General features: G+C 38.5%; 8 protein-coding genes. 4 read left to right on the top strand and 4 right to left on the bottom strand.

The features are described 5' to 3' along the window. The first annotated feature begins 366 nt into the window (after nucleotides 1–366). From CLOAM_RS08135 to CLOAM_RS08120, 3 genes are all read left to right on the top strand, one after another. Complete coding sequence (locus CLOAM_RS08135) at nucleotides 367–654, top strand: HU family DNA-binding protein (protein ID WP_015425421.1); 288 nt, start codon at nucleotides 367–369, stop codon at nucleotides 652–654. Nucleotides 655–1,900: 1,246 nt separating this feature from the next. After that, a complete protein-coding gene (locus tag CLOAM_RS08125) occupies nucleotides 1,901–7,972 on the top strand; it encodes a C25 family cysteine peptidase (RefSeq protein ID WP_015425419.1) in 6,072 nt (2,023 codons plus the stop codon). Continuing rightward, nucleotides 7,973–9,835 (top strand): M14 family zinc carboxypeptidase, encoded by a 1,863-nt coding sequence (locus CLOAM_RS08120; RefSeq protein WP_015425418.1) that lies wholly within the window; start codon nucleotides 7,973–7,975, stop codon nucleotides 9,833–9,835. 489 nt (nucleotides 9,836–10,324) lie between these two features. Here CLOAM_RS08120 and CLOAM_RS08115 read toward each other — a convergent pair whose 3' ends face one another. Next, the gene (locus CLOAM_RS08115; protein ID WP_015425417.1) at nucleotides 10,325–12,103 is read right to left on the bottom strand and encodes an asparagine synthase-related protein; all 1,779 of its coding nucleotides are present in this window, start codon (nucleotides 12,101–12,103) and stop codon (nucleotides 10,325–10,327) included. Nucleotides 12,104–12,338: 235 nt separating this feature from the next. Between CLOAM_RS08115 and CLOAM_RS08110 the strand changes: the two genes are divergently transcribed. Continuing rightward, complete coding sequence (locus CLOAM_RS08110; protein ID WP_015425416.1) at nucleotides 12,339–13,064, top strand: PP2C family protein-serine/threonine phosphatase; 726 nt, start codon at nucleotides 12,339–12,341, stop codon at nucleotides 13,062–13,064. A 90-nt stretch (nucleotides 13,065–13,154) separates the two neighbouring features. On the opposite strand, the gene CLOAM_RS08105 is transcribed toward CLOAM_RS08110, so the two are convergent. The 3 genes from CLOAM_RS08105 to pyrR form a co-directional block, all read right to left on the bottom strand. Further along, nucleotides 13,155–14,390 carry a T9SS type A sorting domain-containing protein gene (locus CLOAM_RS08105; RefSeq protein ID WP_015425415.1) on the bottom strand — a complete coding sequence of 412 codons (1,236 nt, stop codon included), beginning with the start codon at nucleotides 14,388–14,390 and terminating at the stop codon, nucleotides 13,155–13,157. Nucleotides 14,391–14,606: 216 nt separating this feature from the next. Continuing rightward, nucleotides 14,607–15,428 carry an orotidine-5'-phosphate decarboxylase gene (pyrF, locus tag CLOAM_RS08100; RefSeq protein ID WP_015425414.1) on the bottom strand — a complete coding sequence of 274 codons (822 nt, stop codon included), beginning with the start codon at nucleotides 15,426–15,428 and terminating at the stop codon, nucleotides 14,607–14,609. After that, nucleotides 15,394–15,930 carry a bifunctional pyr operon transcriptional regulator/uracil phosphoribosyltransferase PyrR gene (pyrR, locus tag CLOAM_RS08095; RefSeq protein ID WP_015425413.1) on the bottom strand — a complete coding sequence of 179 codons (537 nt, stop codon included), beginning with the start codon at nucleotides 15,928–15,930 and terminating at the stop codon, nucleotides 15,394–15,396. Before pyrR ends, pyrF begins: the two co-directional genes overlap by 35 nt. Nucleotides 15,931–15,959: the final 29 nt, after the last annotated feature.

Here is a 15,959-nt window from a genome sequence, read left to right as displayed (position 1 = left end):
AAAATTAGTATTGCTAATCTTTTTCTCTCCGGGGTTTAATTTTCTTACAACTAACGAATATAGAACTTGGGTGCTTAAAATAGCCACAAAATCAATAGACATCTGTCTTCACCCAATCGGAATTTGCGAACTTAACATCATAGTGCTTTTCAATCTCGTTGGAATAGGTTAATTTACAGGAATAAGGCACAAAAAGATAAAATATTTATGCCAACGAAACACCCGTTTTTCCCTATTATAAAGGGGATTTGGACAATTTTTCAGCTTCAGCATCAGATTTTTCCCTTGACATAAATCCTAAGGTTTTATCTATGAATACCTTATTGCCGAATAGCAAGAAAAAAACTAATTTAAGGAGAAAGAAAAATGACGAAAGCCGATTTAGTAAAAATTATTTCGGAAAACACCGGAATCATTCGCAAAGATGTTGCCGTTGTTGTTGATGCCCTTTTGTATGCCATTAAAGATAGTATGGCTAAGGGCAATCATATTGAAATTCGTGGTTTTGGAACCTTCAAACTCAAAACCCGTAAACCTCGCGTTGGCCGTAACCCCAAAACAGACCAAAAAGTTCCTGTTCCTGCCAGAACCGTTCCTACCTTCAAATTTTCCCGCGAATTCAAAAACGCTGTGGTAAATGTAAAAACCAAGTAATAAGAGCATCTACTATGCCATGCGGAAGAAAGAGAAAACGTCATAAAATTGCCACCCACAAAAGGAAGAAACGCCTACGCAAGAACCGTCATAAACATAAATAGATAAGCTTTTTGCTTTCTGTTTAACAAATTTTGCCGTTTCTTTTGGGGAGAAACGGCTTTTTTGTTTTCTGATTGAGAAAAATGAAGAAGATGAAAGCAATATAGTATGACTCTCACAATAAGATCATTTACAATTGGAAAAGTCATATTTTAACAATTCATCAGGAATGACAAGGGAAAGACAGGTAGTTTATAGCAAAATATGTCCTGCCGAGACGGGTTTTTAGTTCTAAACCCGTAACTGCTTGTCCATTAGTCAATTCCCTAACAACTCCGTAACACTTCCGTAACACTTCCGTAGTTTCGTTACGGGGTTGTTACTTAAGTGTTACAAGATTGTTAAAGGTTGAAGTATAGTCGGAGGACGCCGATCCTCTGCTTTTTTTGCATCCGGAGGACGCTGTTTCTCCGCAAAAAAAGAAAAATGAAGTAGAAATAAAGTTATGATTCCTCACAGCCATACGAATTTGAAAAAGGGATAAAGTTATTTATGCAGTGACACTTCCCGACTTCAATTCTCCTTAAAACACAAATAATTCAGTTGTGGAAAAAAAAGGTTGGCAACTTCCCATTTGCTAAAGAGTTCGCAGCACTCTGAACAATAAATGTATTCTATTTATTGCAAATTAGAATTCTCCAACAAAAATATAAAATTTAACTTTTCTTTACAAGGTTAAAATCCTTGTCTAATATCTGTCGTTCCTTTGTCCTGCAAAAAAAGGAATCCAAAGACAATTTAGTAGAGTAGCTACATTTCTAATATGAAAACTATATGAATAGGGAAAGCTTAATCTTTTCCAATTACCCATTTATATCTTTGACCATAGAGATATTTATGCTTTGGGAACATATTTTGCAAAATATATACAATAAACCTAAAAGAAAGGTAGTTAAGGAAAAATATTTAGTGCATATCTTTAACTTCAGGAATCTTAATTTTGCTCTGAACCTATAGTATAAGCTCCATTATGGGAAATTTAGTTACATTGTTTAAAAAACATCTGGATTTCTGCTTATACAGAAATGACAAAGGAATTTTCAAAGGGTGAATGAAATAATTACTTATATCAGGTAAGGATGAGGTCTATAAGGTTATTAATATTGTGGAGAATGCTCACCTTGCTACCTAAAAAGGAGAAAATATGTCCGAAAAGTTTGCTTTCAAGCTAATAACACTTTTGGTATTGTTAGCAATAGCTTCCCTCTGTTTTGCAGACGCAAATCAGAAAGTAATTTTTAGTAATAGTGGAAACAAAGCCCAGTTGTTAAACAACAATGCTGAGGGCTTTGAGTTACAATTTCGGAATCAGGAATATTTTCTGGAAGAAGTTGAAACGCCTTCCGGAAAATTTACCCGCATTAATATGGATGGTTTTGGTTTTTCTCAACGGATTGGTGAACCCCAGCTACCCGTTTACAGTAAATTAATTGCCGTTCCTGTAGGGGCAAAAGTGGAGTTTTCCTTTGGTCGCAACACTGAAATAACTCTGCAAAAATCAGAAACACTTATTACCAATCGTATTTATCCTGCTCAGCCCTCTGTTTCCAAATCGCAAGACCCGGCTTTAATTTCCTTTGAATTGAAAACGGATATTTACAGTAAAAACGAATTTTATAGCGGAGAACTTTTCTCCGTAGCAGAAATTGGTTTTCTGCGTGGAGTAAGAATCTTCCGTATTGATTATGAACCAATGCGTTATAATCCTGTAAGCGGAGAACTGAAAATAAACACGGAATTGAATGTGCAAGTAAAATTCATAAATGCAGATTTTTCGGCTACTCAGGATTTATTAGCCCGCACTGCTTCTTATGAATTTGATTCCTTATACGGCAAAATTTTGCTGAACTGGCAGAAAGATGAACGCCTGAATGTTAATCGCTATCCGACAAAAATGGTGATTTTATGTCCTCCTAATTATGTTAGTACAATGCAGACCTTTGTAAACTGGAAAACACAACAGGGCTATAAAGTGATTGTTACTACGGTTGGAACTGGTGGAACTGTAGCTAATAATACCACTGCTATTAAAAATTATATGCAGACATTATGGAATAGTGCCACGGCAAGCGATCCGGCTCCTACCTATTTATTAATTGTAGGTGATACTTCCACCAGCGGAGATAATATTATTGCCAATACAGGGGGCACGAGTAGTTCTCACATTACGGATCTTACTTATGTGCAGTTAAATGGAACTGATTATCTGCCGGAACTTTACTTTGGTCGTTTTTCCGTTGCCAGCGCTACGGAATTGACTAATGTAATCAATAAAACCATAACTTTTGAAAAGACCACTATGCCGGACTTGAGCTATTTAGGCAAAACTGTTTTAATTGCCGGTGCCGATGCAACTTATGGACCTACACATGGCAATGGAGCCATAAATTATGGCACTACTCAATATTTTAATAGCGCTCATAATATCACTTCCAATACTTATCTTTATCCTGCCTCCGGCTCCAGTAATGCTCAAATTATAGCAAATGCCTCAGAAGGAAGGGGTTATATTAATTATACAGCCCACGGAAGTCAAACCAGCTGGGCTGATCCTACATTTACTATAAGTGATATAAACGGACTTAACAACACCAACAAATATTCCGTAGTAGTAGGTAATTGTTGCTTAACCAATGCTTTTGATACAGGTGTTTGTTTCGGAGAAGCATTTCTTAGAGCTAATAACAAGGGTGCCGTTACTTATATTGGCGGAACAAATTCTACTTACTGGGATGAGGACTACTGGTGGGCAGTGGGCTCAAAAGGAACAGCCAATGGAAGTGCTCCTGCTTATGATGCTTCAAAATTAGGTGCTTACGATGCTATGTTTCATACTCATAGCGAAGCATTTACCAATTGGGCAACTACAGTTGGCGAAGCAGTTATGATGGGTAATAGCGCTGTAGTTCAGGCAGGCAGTTCTCTCAGCAATTATTATTGGGAAATTTACTCCATAATGGGTGATCCTTCTTTGATGCCTTATTATGGTGTTCCGACAACCAATACTGCCACTTTTCCTGCCTCTATTATAATCGGTGCTACCTCTATAACTGTAACTGCCACACCCTATTCCCGGGTTGCTCTTTCCAAAGATGGAGTTCTGTATGGTTCAGACATAGTTCCAGCCAGCGGAACTTTAACTTTAACCATAAATCCTATTACAACTGCAGGAACAGCTACTTTGGTGATAACCGCTCAAAACAAGATTACCAGAATAGAAAATATTACTGTAAATGCTGGTGACACCCCTTATATTAGTGTTGACAGTTGCACTTATAGTGACAGTAATAACAATATTCCTGAATACAATGAAACCGGTTACTATAGTGTCACTTTCAAAAATCTTGGTCAGGTTGCCTCCAGTAGTGCAACCGCTACTTTAACCTGTTCAACTACTGGAATAACAATAACTGATGGCACAGAAGCTCTTTCAGCTATTGCTGCTGGTGGAACTTTAACAAAAACCAATGCTTTCCGCTTTAATGTAGCTAATAATATTACTAATCAGTTGCAGGCAAACTTCAAAATCACTATTACTTCCGGAACTTATACCTGGGAATATAATTTTACTCAAACATTATATGCCCCTGCTCTGGCTTTCGGTGATATAACTATTAGCGATCCAACCGGAAACAATAATGGTAAACTTGATCCAGGAGAAACAGCAACCTTAAGCATTCCCTTAAACAATTCAGGAGGAGCTAATTCTCCAGCTGGTGCAGCAACTTTAACCTGCACTACAACAGGAATAACTATCAATAATGGCTCTGCATCTTTCACAGCTATTACTGCCGGAAGCAGTGCTAATCTTAATTTTACCATTACTGCTGCCTCTTCTGTCAGTCAGGGAACTTTAGCAGCACTTAATTTTAATGCTACAGCTGGTGCTTATACAGCAGCTAAAACCCAAAATTTGGAAATTGGAGCTCCCACTGTTGTTACTATTGGTACCGGAACATCTACCCAGAGCTATCCTTTAGATAGATACTATAATTATTCAGCTTTTGAGGCAATTTATCTGGCTTCCGAACTTCAATATGCCGGTACCATCAAGTCCATTGGTTTTTATAAAGCCAGTGGTAATGATGTAAGCCCTATTGATTCGGTAACTATCTATATGAAAAATACTACTGAAACCTCTTTAAGCGATGGAACATATGCTACTACAGGATACACCCAGGTTTATAGTGGCAGTTTTACAAATGATGCTACCAGCGGATGGATGTCTGTTGATTTAAGTCCTCAATTTACCTGTAATGGCTCCAATCTGGCAATTTTGATTGTAAAAGGTAACCAGGCATATACTTCCGACTATCCTAACTGGACTTATACTACCACACCTACAACCCGGGTTCGTTGTAATCATAGTGATTCTGCCGCCCCAACCAGTTTGACCGTTTCTACCAGTTTGCCTAACCTCCAAATTAAAATATTCCCCACTCCAGGTTTTTTATACCCTCCTCAGAATTTAACCGCTGCTCCGAGAAATGGAAGTGTTATTCTTAGCTGGCAGGCACCTGTGTCAGGTCAACCAACCGGTTATAAAATATATAAAAATTCAGCACTGCTCACTACAGTTCCAGGTCTAACCTATACGGATAACGCTGTTGTTAATGGCACAACTTACAGCTATTATCTGAAAGCTGTTTATGCCACAGGGGAATCAAACCCTACTGCAACAGTTACAGCTACACCTTTCAATGTTTTTGAGACGGGTGCTATTATCGGAAGTGGAACTGCCAGCACAGGAACAACGGAAGCATCTCCTATAAATGTATATTACCAAAGCTTGCATGGTCAATCAGTGTATACGAAAGCCGAATTGAATGCTGCCGGGGTAGTTGGTCCTGTTTATATCTCTCAGGTAGGATTTAATGTAACTGGCGTGCCTAATAAAACAATGCCCAATTTTGTAGTGAGAATGAAACATACCCCAGCCACAGATGTTAGCAGTTGGATTGATAATACTGACTTAATTACGGTTTATACCAACGCCAACTATACTATTTCAACAACCGGTTACAATATGCTTACTTTAAGCACTCCTTTTCTGTGGAACGGAACAGATAACCTTTTAATTGATACTGCCTTTGGTTTGATAGGAAGTTACAGTTCAACTGGAACAGTGCAATATACTTCTATGGCAAATGGTTATAGATTTACGCGTAATGATTATGCTGATCAAACCAATGTGTTTAGCAGCGGTTCAACCTCTGTTTATAAACCTAATGTAAAATTGATCTTAACTGCTGTCTCCGGTAACCCACAAATATCTGTAAATCCGACTTCTTTTTCGTTTGGTTCGGTAGCGGTGGGAACAACTTCCACTCAGAACTTCACGATTATAAATACCGGCGGTTCTACTCTTACCGGTTCTATAATTACTCCCACCGGTTATTCCGTTACCGCTGCAGTAAAAGAAATGCGTAATACTCTTAGCTTTTCCATTCCTGCAGGACAGAGCAAGACCTATATTTTAAGCTTTTCACCTGTCTCTGCAATCAGCTATAATGGCAATGTTACTATTAGCAGCAACAGTCAGACCCAAGCCAATTTATCTCTTCCGGTTACAGGTAGCGGTTTTATTCCTCCCACTATATCTGTAAATACCAATACTTTATCTGCTACTTTAATTACCGGAGCGGAAAGCACTCAAACTTTCACTATCAGTAATACCGGTTCACAATCCTTAACTTATACTATGGTAGTTAGTGAACCTACTGGCAGAAATGAAGTCATTATTCCAGCCAAAACAACCGGCAGTAAAAGTATTGCCGGCTCTACTTTAACTTTGAATGCAGATGAGTATACTTCCGGCACAACGGTTGACTGGACTTTCACTGTAACTAATGCCAGCACTGATACTGAATGGCTGAAAGAAGTTATAGTTACTTTCCCTGCGGGAGTAACTGTAAATAGTGCTACTAATTTTGTCGGTGGTAGTGGAGGAGATTTAATTCCTGATCTAACAACCGGAACAGGTATTACCATTAGTTGGTTTGGAACCGGTTCAAGTGGATGGGGAGTTATTTACGGTTCAGAATCTGCTACCGCTACAGTAAATGTAACTATCGGTACCGGATTGGTTACTACAATTGTTCTACCTTATACAATTAATGGTGATGAATATAATGCAGAACCGCATACTGTAAGCGGAGAAATTTCGCTTGCCTGTTCTCTTCCTCCGGTGGAATGGTTTAGTGTAACTCCCAATAGCGGAAATATTCCTGCCGGTGGAAATCAAACTATTAGCGGTCATTTTTCTGCTGTCGGAATGGCAGAAGGTATTTATAATGCAGTTTTAACTATTCAAAGCAACGATCCTGTTCATCCTATAACAACCCTGCCGGTAACAATGGATGTTTCTTCTGGCAATCATTCCCCGCGAATAACTCTGCCGGAGAGCTTCAGTTTTGCTAAAAACGGTTCTCTAACAGTGGCTTTTGCTTCCTACATCAGTGATGCCGATAATGATCCCTTAACCCTATCTGTGAGTGGAAATAATCATATTCATATTGCTATTAACGGAACTCAAGTAACTTTTACTGCGGATTTAAACTGGGTAGGAAGTGAAAATATTACTTTTGGTGTTAGCGATGGTGAACTAACTGCTTACGATAATGTAATAGTAATAGTTAATCCTGTTAATGTTCCTGATTGGCAACCTATTGTTTATCCCAATAATCCTGCTACGGTATATGCCCAAGTGTCTATTGAAGGCATTCCGGCTCAGCTGAATGATTTGGTGGGTGCTTTTGTGAATAATGAATGTAGAGGCACAGGAGAAATTGTGTTAATTGATAGAGCTACTGCCTATTCTACCATCTTAGTAAATCTTGCTTCCGATGGTGAACTGGTTCAATTCAAGATTTATTCTTATGCTAATGATACTGTTTATCCTGTGCAGGAGACCCTTACTATGCAAACAGGAAATGTGTATGGTTCTGCTGAAAATCCTGTTGTCTTAAATGGCACTTTCAATATTGTTCTTACACCTCCACAGGTTAACCTTGTAAGCTATCAAAATACCTATCGTCTTACTTGGAATGCAGTTCCCAATGCCAATAACTATCGTATTTATTCCTGCAGTGAACCCTACGGAACTTATCAGCTGGTGCACACAACGGCAAATTTATATTGGGAAATTCCCACTACTCAGCAAAAATGTTTCTTCAAGGTTGTAGCGGAGCAAATTGGCATCAGTAAAGGCAAATAAATGAGAAAAACCATTCTTGTTGCTCTGCTTCTGCTTTTGGCATTTTCCCTTTTTGCCAAAGAGTGGAATCAGTATTACTTCCGTTTTGAATTGGCAGATAAGACAACTCTGCCGGAAATAAGTAACATAATTTCTATTGATAATGTTCGCGGTAATTGGGTTTATGCTTATGCCAATGATGAAGAATACAGTAAATTCAGGGAGTTGGGCTTAAAAACCCAACTCCTGCCCTCTCCTGCATCTCTAATTGAACCGGTAATGAGTTCCGATGTGAAACAGACAAAGTTATGGGATAGTTATCCTACTTATAATAGTTATGTAAACACTATGAATTCCTTTGCCGCTAATTATCCCAATTTATGCCAAATTGTAAATGCCGGAACTACGGTAAACGGACGCAGTTTGCTGTTTGCCAAAATTTCTGATAATGTTAATATAGCGGAAGCGGAACCGGAAGTTATGTATACCTCAACAATTCATGGAGATGAGACCACGGGCTTTGTTTTAATGCTACGGTTAATAGATACTCTTTTAAGCAGTTATGGAACCGATCAGCGTTTAACCAACCTAATTAATAATCTGGAAATTTGGATTTGTCCCAATACCAATCCCGATGGAACTTATTATGGAGGCAATAACTCTGTTTCCGGAGCCCGGAGATATAACTACAACGGATATGATTTAAACCGCAATTTTCCCGATCCAAACGGCAATCAATATAGTGGACAACCCTTACAGCAGGAAACAACCCTGATGATGAATCTGGCAAATAATCATCACTTTGTTTACAGCGTTAATTTTCATGGTGGGGCAGAGGTTGTAAATTATCCCTGGGATTATACTTATACAGCTCATCCGGATGAGAACTGGTATATTTCTACTTCTTTTGTTTATGCCAATAATGCTATTGCCAATGGACCTTCCGGTTATTTTACCAGTGTTTCTTCCAATGGTATAACCAATGGAGCTGACTGGTATATTATTACGGGTGGCAGACAGGACTGGATGAATTATTCTGCTCACTGCCGGGAAGTTACTATAGAAATATCCAACACTAAAATGCCTTCTGCGTCAACTTTGCCTGGGTATTGGAATTATAACTATGAAGCAATGATTTCCTATCTGGAACAGGCAATGTATGGAATTCACGGAATTGTGCAAGACCCTTACGGAAATCCTTTATCCGCTACGATTACTGTAAACGGATATGATAACAGCTATTCCACAGTGATTACCGATCCCGCAAAGGGTGATTTTTACCGGTATTTAAGCCCTGGAACCTATAATTTGACTATTTCTGCCAGTGGCTTTCCCGATAAGACCATTAGTGGGGTGGTTGTTAATGCCAATACTGCCACTTCCATTTCCGTAACTATGGGTGAACTTCCTCACTATCAACAGATTACTCTTAGTCCGGGATGGAATATGCTCAGTTTCAATGTGGATTTGGGAACGAATAATTTCAGCTCTGTTTTTGGCAGTAACCTTCTGCAGATTAAGGATACGGCAAAAAGTTATGCACCCTCAATGCCTTCTTATTTTAATACACTTTCATCGCTACAAAGTGCCAAGGGTTATTGGGTGAATAATTCTTCTGCTCAAAATCTCAGTATTCAAGGTCAGTTACTGAATACCTCAAACTATCCTATTGCCTTAAATAGTGGTTGGAATTTAATTCCTTATTTGCCGGATAATTCCTTGCCTGTTGCCAGTGCCATTGCCTCTATTTTAACTAAAACACAGGAAGTGCGTTATTTATCCTCTGTTTGGAATCCTGTTTCAGGGGGAACTTTAAGTGTTTTAGAACCGGGGAAAGCATATTGGATAAGGGTCTCTGAGCCCTGTCAATTGCTGTATCCGTAAGTGGAAGGACGATGTCCTCAGCGTTCTCTGGCAACCTTGTCTTTTTGTGACCACGCTTATTTCGGCAACGAAATAAAGCATGAGAGGTGGTTGACCGGTAAGTCAACCTTCGGGAAAAGTCAGGAGTCATTTGCGCCTTAATAACTTTGTTCTTTACAATATCTTTTAAGGTGCAATATGACTCGTGACGATTTTATATCAGCAACAAGTAGTTAACGGATTTTTTTATTTTTTCTCTCACAGATTTCCCGGATAACACAGATAAGATTTTATAATTTCAGGTTATAACCTCAATTTTATTCCTATATTTCACTTTTCCATCTTTTCCCTAATGTCGTCACGAATTCTCACTGCCAAAAAAAGGAATAAACAGAAAAGGACACGGATGTTCTTTTCCCCGAATGCATTGCTTAAGCATTGCTCACCCATTACTAATCCCATCCGTAATGGGTAAGCAATGGGTAAGTAATGCTATTAAGGAAGAGATAACTAAACTATTCCGGTGATGACAGATACGCAAGTGTATAGAGTTCCCAGTTGATTAGAGCTTAATTTTTGCAGGGCTGGCAAGTTGAGAATATTTTTTGCACCCGGCATAAGATCCTGTAAAAGGGGATTTTCACTCTGTTTCAGGATTCGGGTTATTAAATATTCTTGTTCCGCAAATTTGGGCTGAGAATTGATTTTTCCTTGCGGTTGTCTATATTGAATGCGGAAGTTGCGTGTTTTATTAACCAAATAGCGGTAGAAAGGATTTCTCATTTTAGCGGGTGACCATTGATGATGAGCGTATCTCAATTTTGCCAGGGCAGGTGAAAGAGCAGATAAAAAGCTGTAATATAAAAGGTTATCCTTCTTTTGCTCCATTGGAATCTGCATTGCCAGACGGAAAAATTGATAGTCCAAAAAGGGAGTTTCGGAACGAAAATAATAGCGATTGCGGTCTTCCCCTTCAAATGCCCAACGAGCAGAACGTTCCGCTAAAAGAGCAAAAGCATATTTATAGTTATAATCCTTTGTCGGATAAGTAGATATATGATTAAGGAGATATTCTTCCATCGCCTTCTGTTGAATGCCAAATAGTTCGGCTGAGGCCTTGGGAGAAAAAACAGCATTCTGACTATACCAGTAATTTAGCCACTGTTTTTCGTCAGTTAATTGCTTATCAGGCAAAAGATAACGCATAACTTTGTCACCGCCATCTCCGGTTAAAAACAAAGCGGATTCGGGATATAGAGCTAAAATCATTTCCAAATATTGGAGAAACATAGCCACAGAGAAATAGTTCAAACCCGCTTTCAAGGAAAATAACTTCTCATAATGTTCAGGAGCACAAGGAGATAGCTGTAAAACCCTGTGCGTCTTTTTCAGTAATTCTGCTGTCTGAACAGCGATTAAAACATCATCTTGCGCATCCTGATTGGCATCCAGAAAGGAAATTGGTGTAAAATCTATATTTTTGCTTTGAAGCGCTCCCGCCACACAACGCGAATCCATTCCTCCGCTTAAAGATACAACTTTTGGAAGCTCTGTCCGATAGGAAACACAGATAGCTGTAAATGTTTCTACAAGTTCTGCCAACCATTTTTTATGCGACCTGCCAAAGAGGGGCTCTATAAACCTCAATTCCTGCCGTGAACTTATTTGCAATTCGTCATTTAGCCAATCATATACACCTAAAGTTCCACCCGCCAAAGTGTCTATTTCCCGGTAAAAAGTTCCGCGTGCCGGAACATAAGTTAGGGAAAGATACAAAGCCAGAAACAAAGGGTCCAAGGTTAGTTGATTGCTGATTGCTTTAACAAAAGATATATCCCTACCTAATAGGAAATATTCCTTTTGTTTTGTATAGTAAATCGGTAAACGGGCTAAAGCATCATTAGCAAGAATTATTTTGTGTAATTCAGGATTTACGGCAAACAGGAAAAAACTGGCGTTAATTTCTTTGAGCTCTGAATTCCACCTATTTTGCATATTGGATAACGGGTTTTGAGAAATTTCCGCCTGCTCTAAAATGTCTTGAAAAGCTTGGGTTAAAAAAGAATTATCCTGTAGCTCGTGAAATATTTGCCAACCCCTGTATTTTTCTGTATAAACCCGATAGCCCCGATGTTGAGAAATTGATATCAGCACTTCCCTGCAAGGTATAAGCTTGGTAAATTGGAGATGTGGAAAAATGGCTTCCAACCTTTGCAGATAATTGTCTATGGTATTTTGGGTCTGCTGAGTTATACCCTGAGCGCTAATCAGGCAATTTATTCCGGGCATTAGTTCTCCTTATGCCATTTCTTAAATAAAAAACCATTTGTCTTCTCGTGTAAGCAGGAATCCTTTTTGTCATTCCTGCGCACGCAGGAATCTCTCTAAATCTACTAAACCCTCTTTGCCTAAAGTGATTATCTGTCAAATGCTTTTTCGGTTTTCCAAGTTTTGAAAAAAATCCTTGTCAAGATTTGTGAGACGACGATGATAGCAATATAAAAGAAAAAAGGATTTCAGGAAAATGCAGTTTGATGTTTCCTATTTCTGCTTTGACGGCAACAGCGGAAAGAAAAATCAGGATAGAGTTCTGGTAAATAAAGACCTTTTGACAGAGGGAATTAATCATCTGCAGAATCTTGATACCCTCTTTTGCTTCGTGGCAGATGGAATTGGCTCTTTGGTAAACAGTGAAAATGCAGCTCAATTTGTTTTGGAACAGCTGAAATATCTGCCCTTGAAAGCCGAACAAAACTGGCAGGAAATAATAGATAACTTCCTGCAGGAAATTAATTATCAGCTGGTATTGTGGAATCGGCAACCAGGTGACTTTTTTGATTCCGCTACAACTCTTTGCGGTTTAATCTATCAGGAAGGCAAATTTCTGACCGTAAATGCAGGCGATTCCGAAATTTGGCTTTACAGGGAAAAATATCTGCAACGGCTGAATAAACTTAATGTGCTGTGGGAAGATATTCCCAATAGCCCTATTACCAATTACTTTGGCACCGATTATCCGAACCTAAAGCTTGATTTTAGCTCGGCAGTTTCTTCTCTAAATCCGGGAGATAAAATAGTAGTAACTACCGACGGACTCCTTAAAGCTATTAGTAAAAAAGAACTAATTCAAATCCTGGAAGAAGATAGCCCTTTGTATATAAAAATTGATTCCTTATACCATAAACTCTGCGCTCAATATAATCCCGACAATCTTGGAGCTATCTTTATCTCCGAAAAAAGCAACGGTTAAAATAAGGTTGAGAGGGTTGAGAAGGTTTATACGGTTGAGCTTTTAAGAAATCTAAACCCTCTCAACCCTCTCAACCTTCTAAACCTGTATTTATTTAATTACCGCCAACTTCGTTTTTGCCAGGCAATTTCCTTTGGAATCCTGCAACACGAGAAAATAAATTCCAGCAGATACTTTAAAACCGTTATTATTTTTCAAATCCCAGGATAAAGTTTGCTCTTTCAATGTCTCTGCAAGGTCCAAATTCCTTACTTTTTGACCTTTGAGGTTATAAATAGTTAATTTGCAGGGTTCAGGACTAACTTTACTTAAATAAATATCAGCATAAGATAGTGCTGGATTAGGATAGGTAGATATTTTTGCTTGTGGTATTTGAGGAATAACGGGGTCATCAATTCCTACCAGAAAACCGGTCACAAAGAAACAACCCCCGGAGTTCAAAACATAAAAAGAAGGGGTATTGATATAGGGAAAAATATCTATCTGCTTAACCGGTGCATTAAGTAGAGGATGATTAAAAAAGGTTACCTCCCCTGAAGAATTCAGCATACCGACAAAGCAACTATCTGCGTAACTTTCTCTCCAACCAAGGGTTACATTATTATTATAAATTGGTCCTAAGCAAGAAAGAGCTGAAGTATAGAGGATATTTGTCCAATTTGCACCAAAATCATTAGAACGCCAAAGTCCGTCCGAATCACTTCCTACATCCATAATAGCATATAAAATGCCATTATTGTCAAACCTGAAACTACTTAAATTGCTAATGGATGATTGCTGCCAGTTAAGTCCGTTATTATTGGAATAATAAACCATCTGACCATTATTAGTTATGATGTTGCTATCATACCAGGCAATAGAATTGCATTTATTTGAACCGAGGGATGTTATCCTGGTCCAGTTATGTCCATTCGCCGAATAAAACAAACCATCCCGTTCTCCCACATAATATAATTGGTTATGGGGATTATACTTTACAAAATTAGGTAATATAAACCAATCATTCAGTTGCCAGTTATGCGTGTTAATATCAAAGTTATAAATACCATCGCTGTAAGAATTATCTCCCATAGCAACCAACATCGTGTCCGCATTTAGCATATAAGTACCTTTAATAGTTAAACCCAAATAGGAATAACTATTCCAGACACCATTTTCCCAGAGGCAAAGTTTTTTCTGATTAGCTATCTGAATTCCAAAACTTGCCGGCACCTGGTCTAAATTGGCACAAGAAAAATCGTCTGCAGTAGGTCCAAAGGTATCAACTTGAAAGGCAAAACAGAATGCTACGGAAATCAGCAGTGTAAGGATAAAAATCTTTTTCATCTTTCTCCTCCTCTTTGCTTAAAGAGAGTAAATAAAATAGTAAACCAAGCTCGTTTTAAGCTCTATAAAAAAAATAAGCGAAAAATAAGAAAAAGCAACTTAGATAACATAGAGCAACGCCATGGATTTTACGGATTAAAAAGTATCTTAGAGGTAATATTACTTATTTCATCAATCCTGCTAATCCAAGTAGTACAGTTATTTGAGTTCTATTTTTTAGTTACTACCCCTGTTTAATGCATTCTTCATTTCTTGTGTTAATTTTCTTGCTTCTTCCCTTGCAGCAGTGGCAAAGTCCTTTCCTTTGGAGGCAAAAATAATACTTCTTGAGCTATTGACCAGAATATTGGGTGTTTCAGAACTATCTTTTGCTTCTTGTAAAACGGTTTTTAGGTCTCCACCCTGAGCTCCAATTCCGGGAATAAGCAATATGCGACCCGTTAATAAGTTACGCATTGTTTTAATGTTTGCCCTTTGCGTTGCGCCAATTACAGCTCCGAAATTCTCTTTGGGATAATCCTGTAACCAGTTAGCTATTTTTTCTGCCATACCTTCTTGCAAAAAATCAGCGGCAGAAGGATTGGAAGTTAAACACAAAACAAAAGCAAAAGCATTTCTGTCCTGAACCGGTTGCATAACATCGCTTCCCATAAGAGGATTAAGGGTTATGGCATCAACTTTGAGTTCAGCAAAAAAAGCAGATAAATAGGCATTCATAGTATTGCCAATATCGCCAATTTTGCAATCTAAAATTACGGGAAGATTATCCGGGATAAATTCTACTGTCTTATAAAGGGCATCCAAACCGCGAATTCCATCTGCCAAATAAAATGCCAGATTGGGTTTATAGGCACAAGCATAATCCAAAGTTGCTTCAATAATGGTTTTATTAAATTCCCAAATAGGATTCTCGCTATTTTTAACACCTTCCGGAAGCTGAGAAAAATCGGAATCCAGCCCTACACAAAGCACCGATTTTATTGCCTGATACCGTTCCTGATATTTATACCAAAACGATTTTGACGCTATCTTCGCCATCTGTTTCTTCCAGTGAGACCTTAATTATTTCTTCTTTGGAAGTAGGGACATTTTTGCCTACATAATCAGCTTTAATAGGCAGTTCCCGATGACCCCGATCAATTAAAACCGCCAGCTGAATCTGTTTCGGTCTGCCAAAATCCATTAAAGCATCAATAGCAGCACGAACCGTTCTTCCCGTATAAAGAACATCATCAACAAGAACTACAACCGCATCCTCAATATCAAAATCAATAGCGGAACCCTTTATAACCGGCTGATGACTAATGGTAGAAAGATCATCACGATATAAAGTTATATCCAAAATGCCAACCGGAACTTCCTGATTGGATATAAGTTTTAAATAACTGGAAAGACGTTCTGCTAAAGGAACTCCCCGGGAACGAATGCCAACCAGACGGATTTTTTCCAAACCGCGGTTTTGTTCAATAATTTCATGAGCCATCCTCTGCAGAGAACGCTCCATTTGGTCTTTGTCCATTATTTGGCTTTTAACGAGCATTTTACCTCCTTAAAGAGTGGAAAGGTGGA

It is taken from the genome of Candidatus Cloacimonas acidaminovorans str. Evry (assembly GCF_000146065.2).
In the GTDB taxonomy this organism is placed as follows: domain Bacteria; phylum Cloacimonadota; class Cloacimonadia; order Cloacimonadales; family Cloacimonadaceae; genus Cloacimonas; species Cloacimonas acidaminivorans.
This window is presented reverse-complemented; position numbering and strand designations above follow the sequence as displayed.

Excerpts from the sequence above, each read along its gene's own strand:
- pyrF (WP_015425414.1), bottom strand. The coding sequence starts at position 15,428 with ATGGCGAAGATAGCGTCAAAATCGTTTTGGTATAAATATCAGGAACGG.
- CLOAM_RS08110 (WP_015425416.1), top strand. The coding sequence starts at position 12,339 with ATGCAGTTTGATGTTTCCTATTTCTGCTTTGACGGCAACAGCGGAAAG.
- CLOAM_RS08135 (WP_015425421.1), top strand. The coding sequence starts at position 367 with ATGACGAAAGCCGATTTAGTAAAAATTATTTCGGAAAACACCGGAATC.
- CLOAM_RS08105 (WP_015425415.1), bottom strand. The coding sequence starts at position 14,390 with ATGAAAAAGATTTTTATCCTTACACTGCTGATTTCCGTAGCATTCTGT.
- CLOAM_RS08115 (WP_015425417.1), bottom strand. The coding sequence starts at position 12,103 with ATGCCCGGAATAAATTGCCTGATTAGCGCTCAGGGTATAACTCAGCAG.
- CLOAM_RS08120 (WP_015425418.1), top strand. The coding sequence starts at position 7,973 with ATGAGAAAAACCATTCTTGTTGCTCTGCTTCTGCTTTTGGCATTTTCC.
- CLOAM_RS08125 (WP_015425419.1), top strand. The coding sequence starts at position 1,901 with ATGTCCGAAAAGTTTGCTTTCAAGCTAATAACACTTTTGGTATTGTTA.
- pyrR (WP_015425413.1), bottom strand. The coding sequence starts at position 15,930 with ATGCTCGTTAAAAGCCAAATAATGGACAAAGACCAAATGGAGCGTTCT.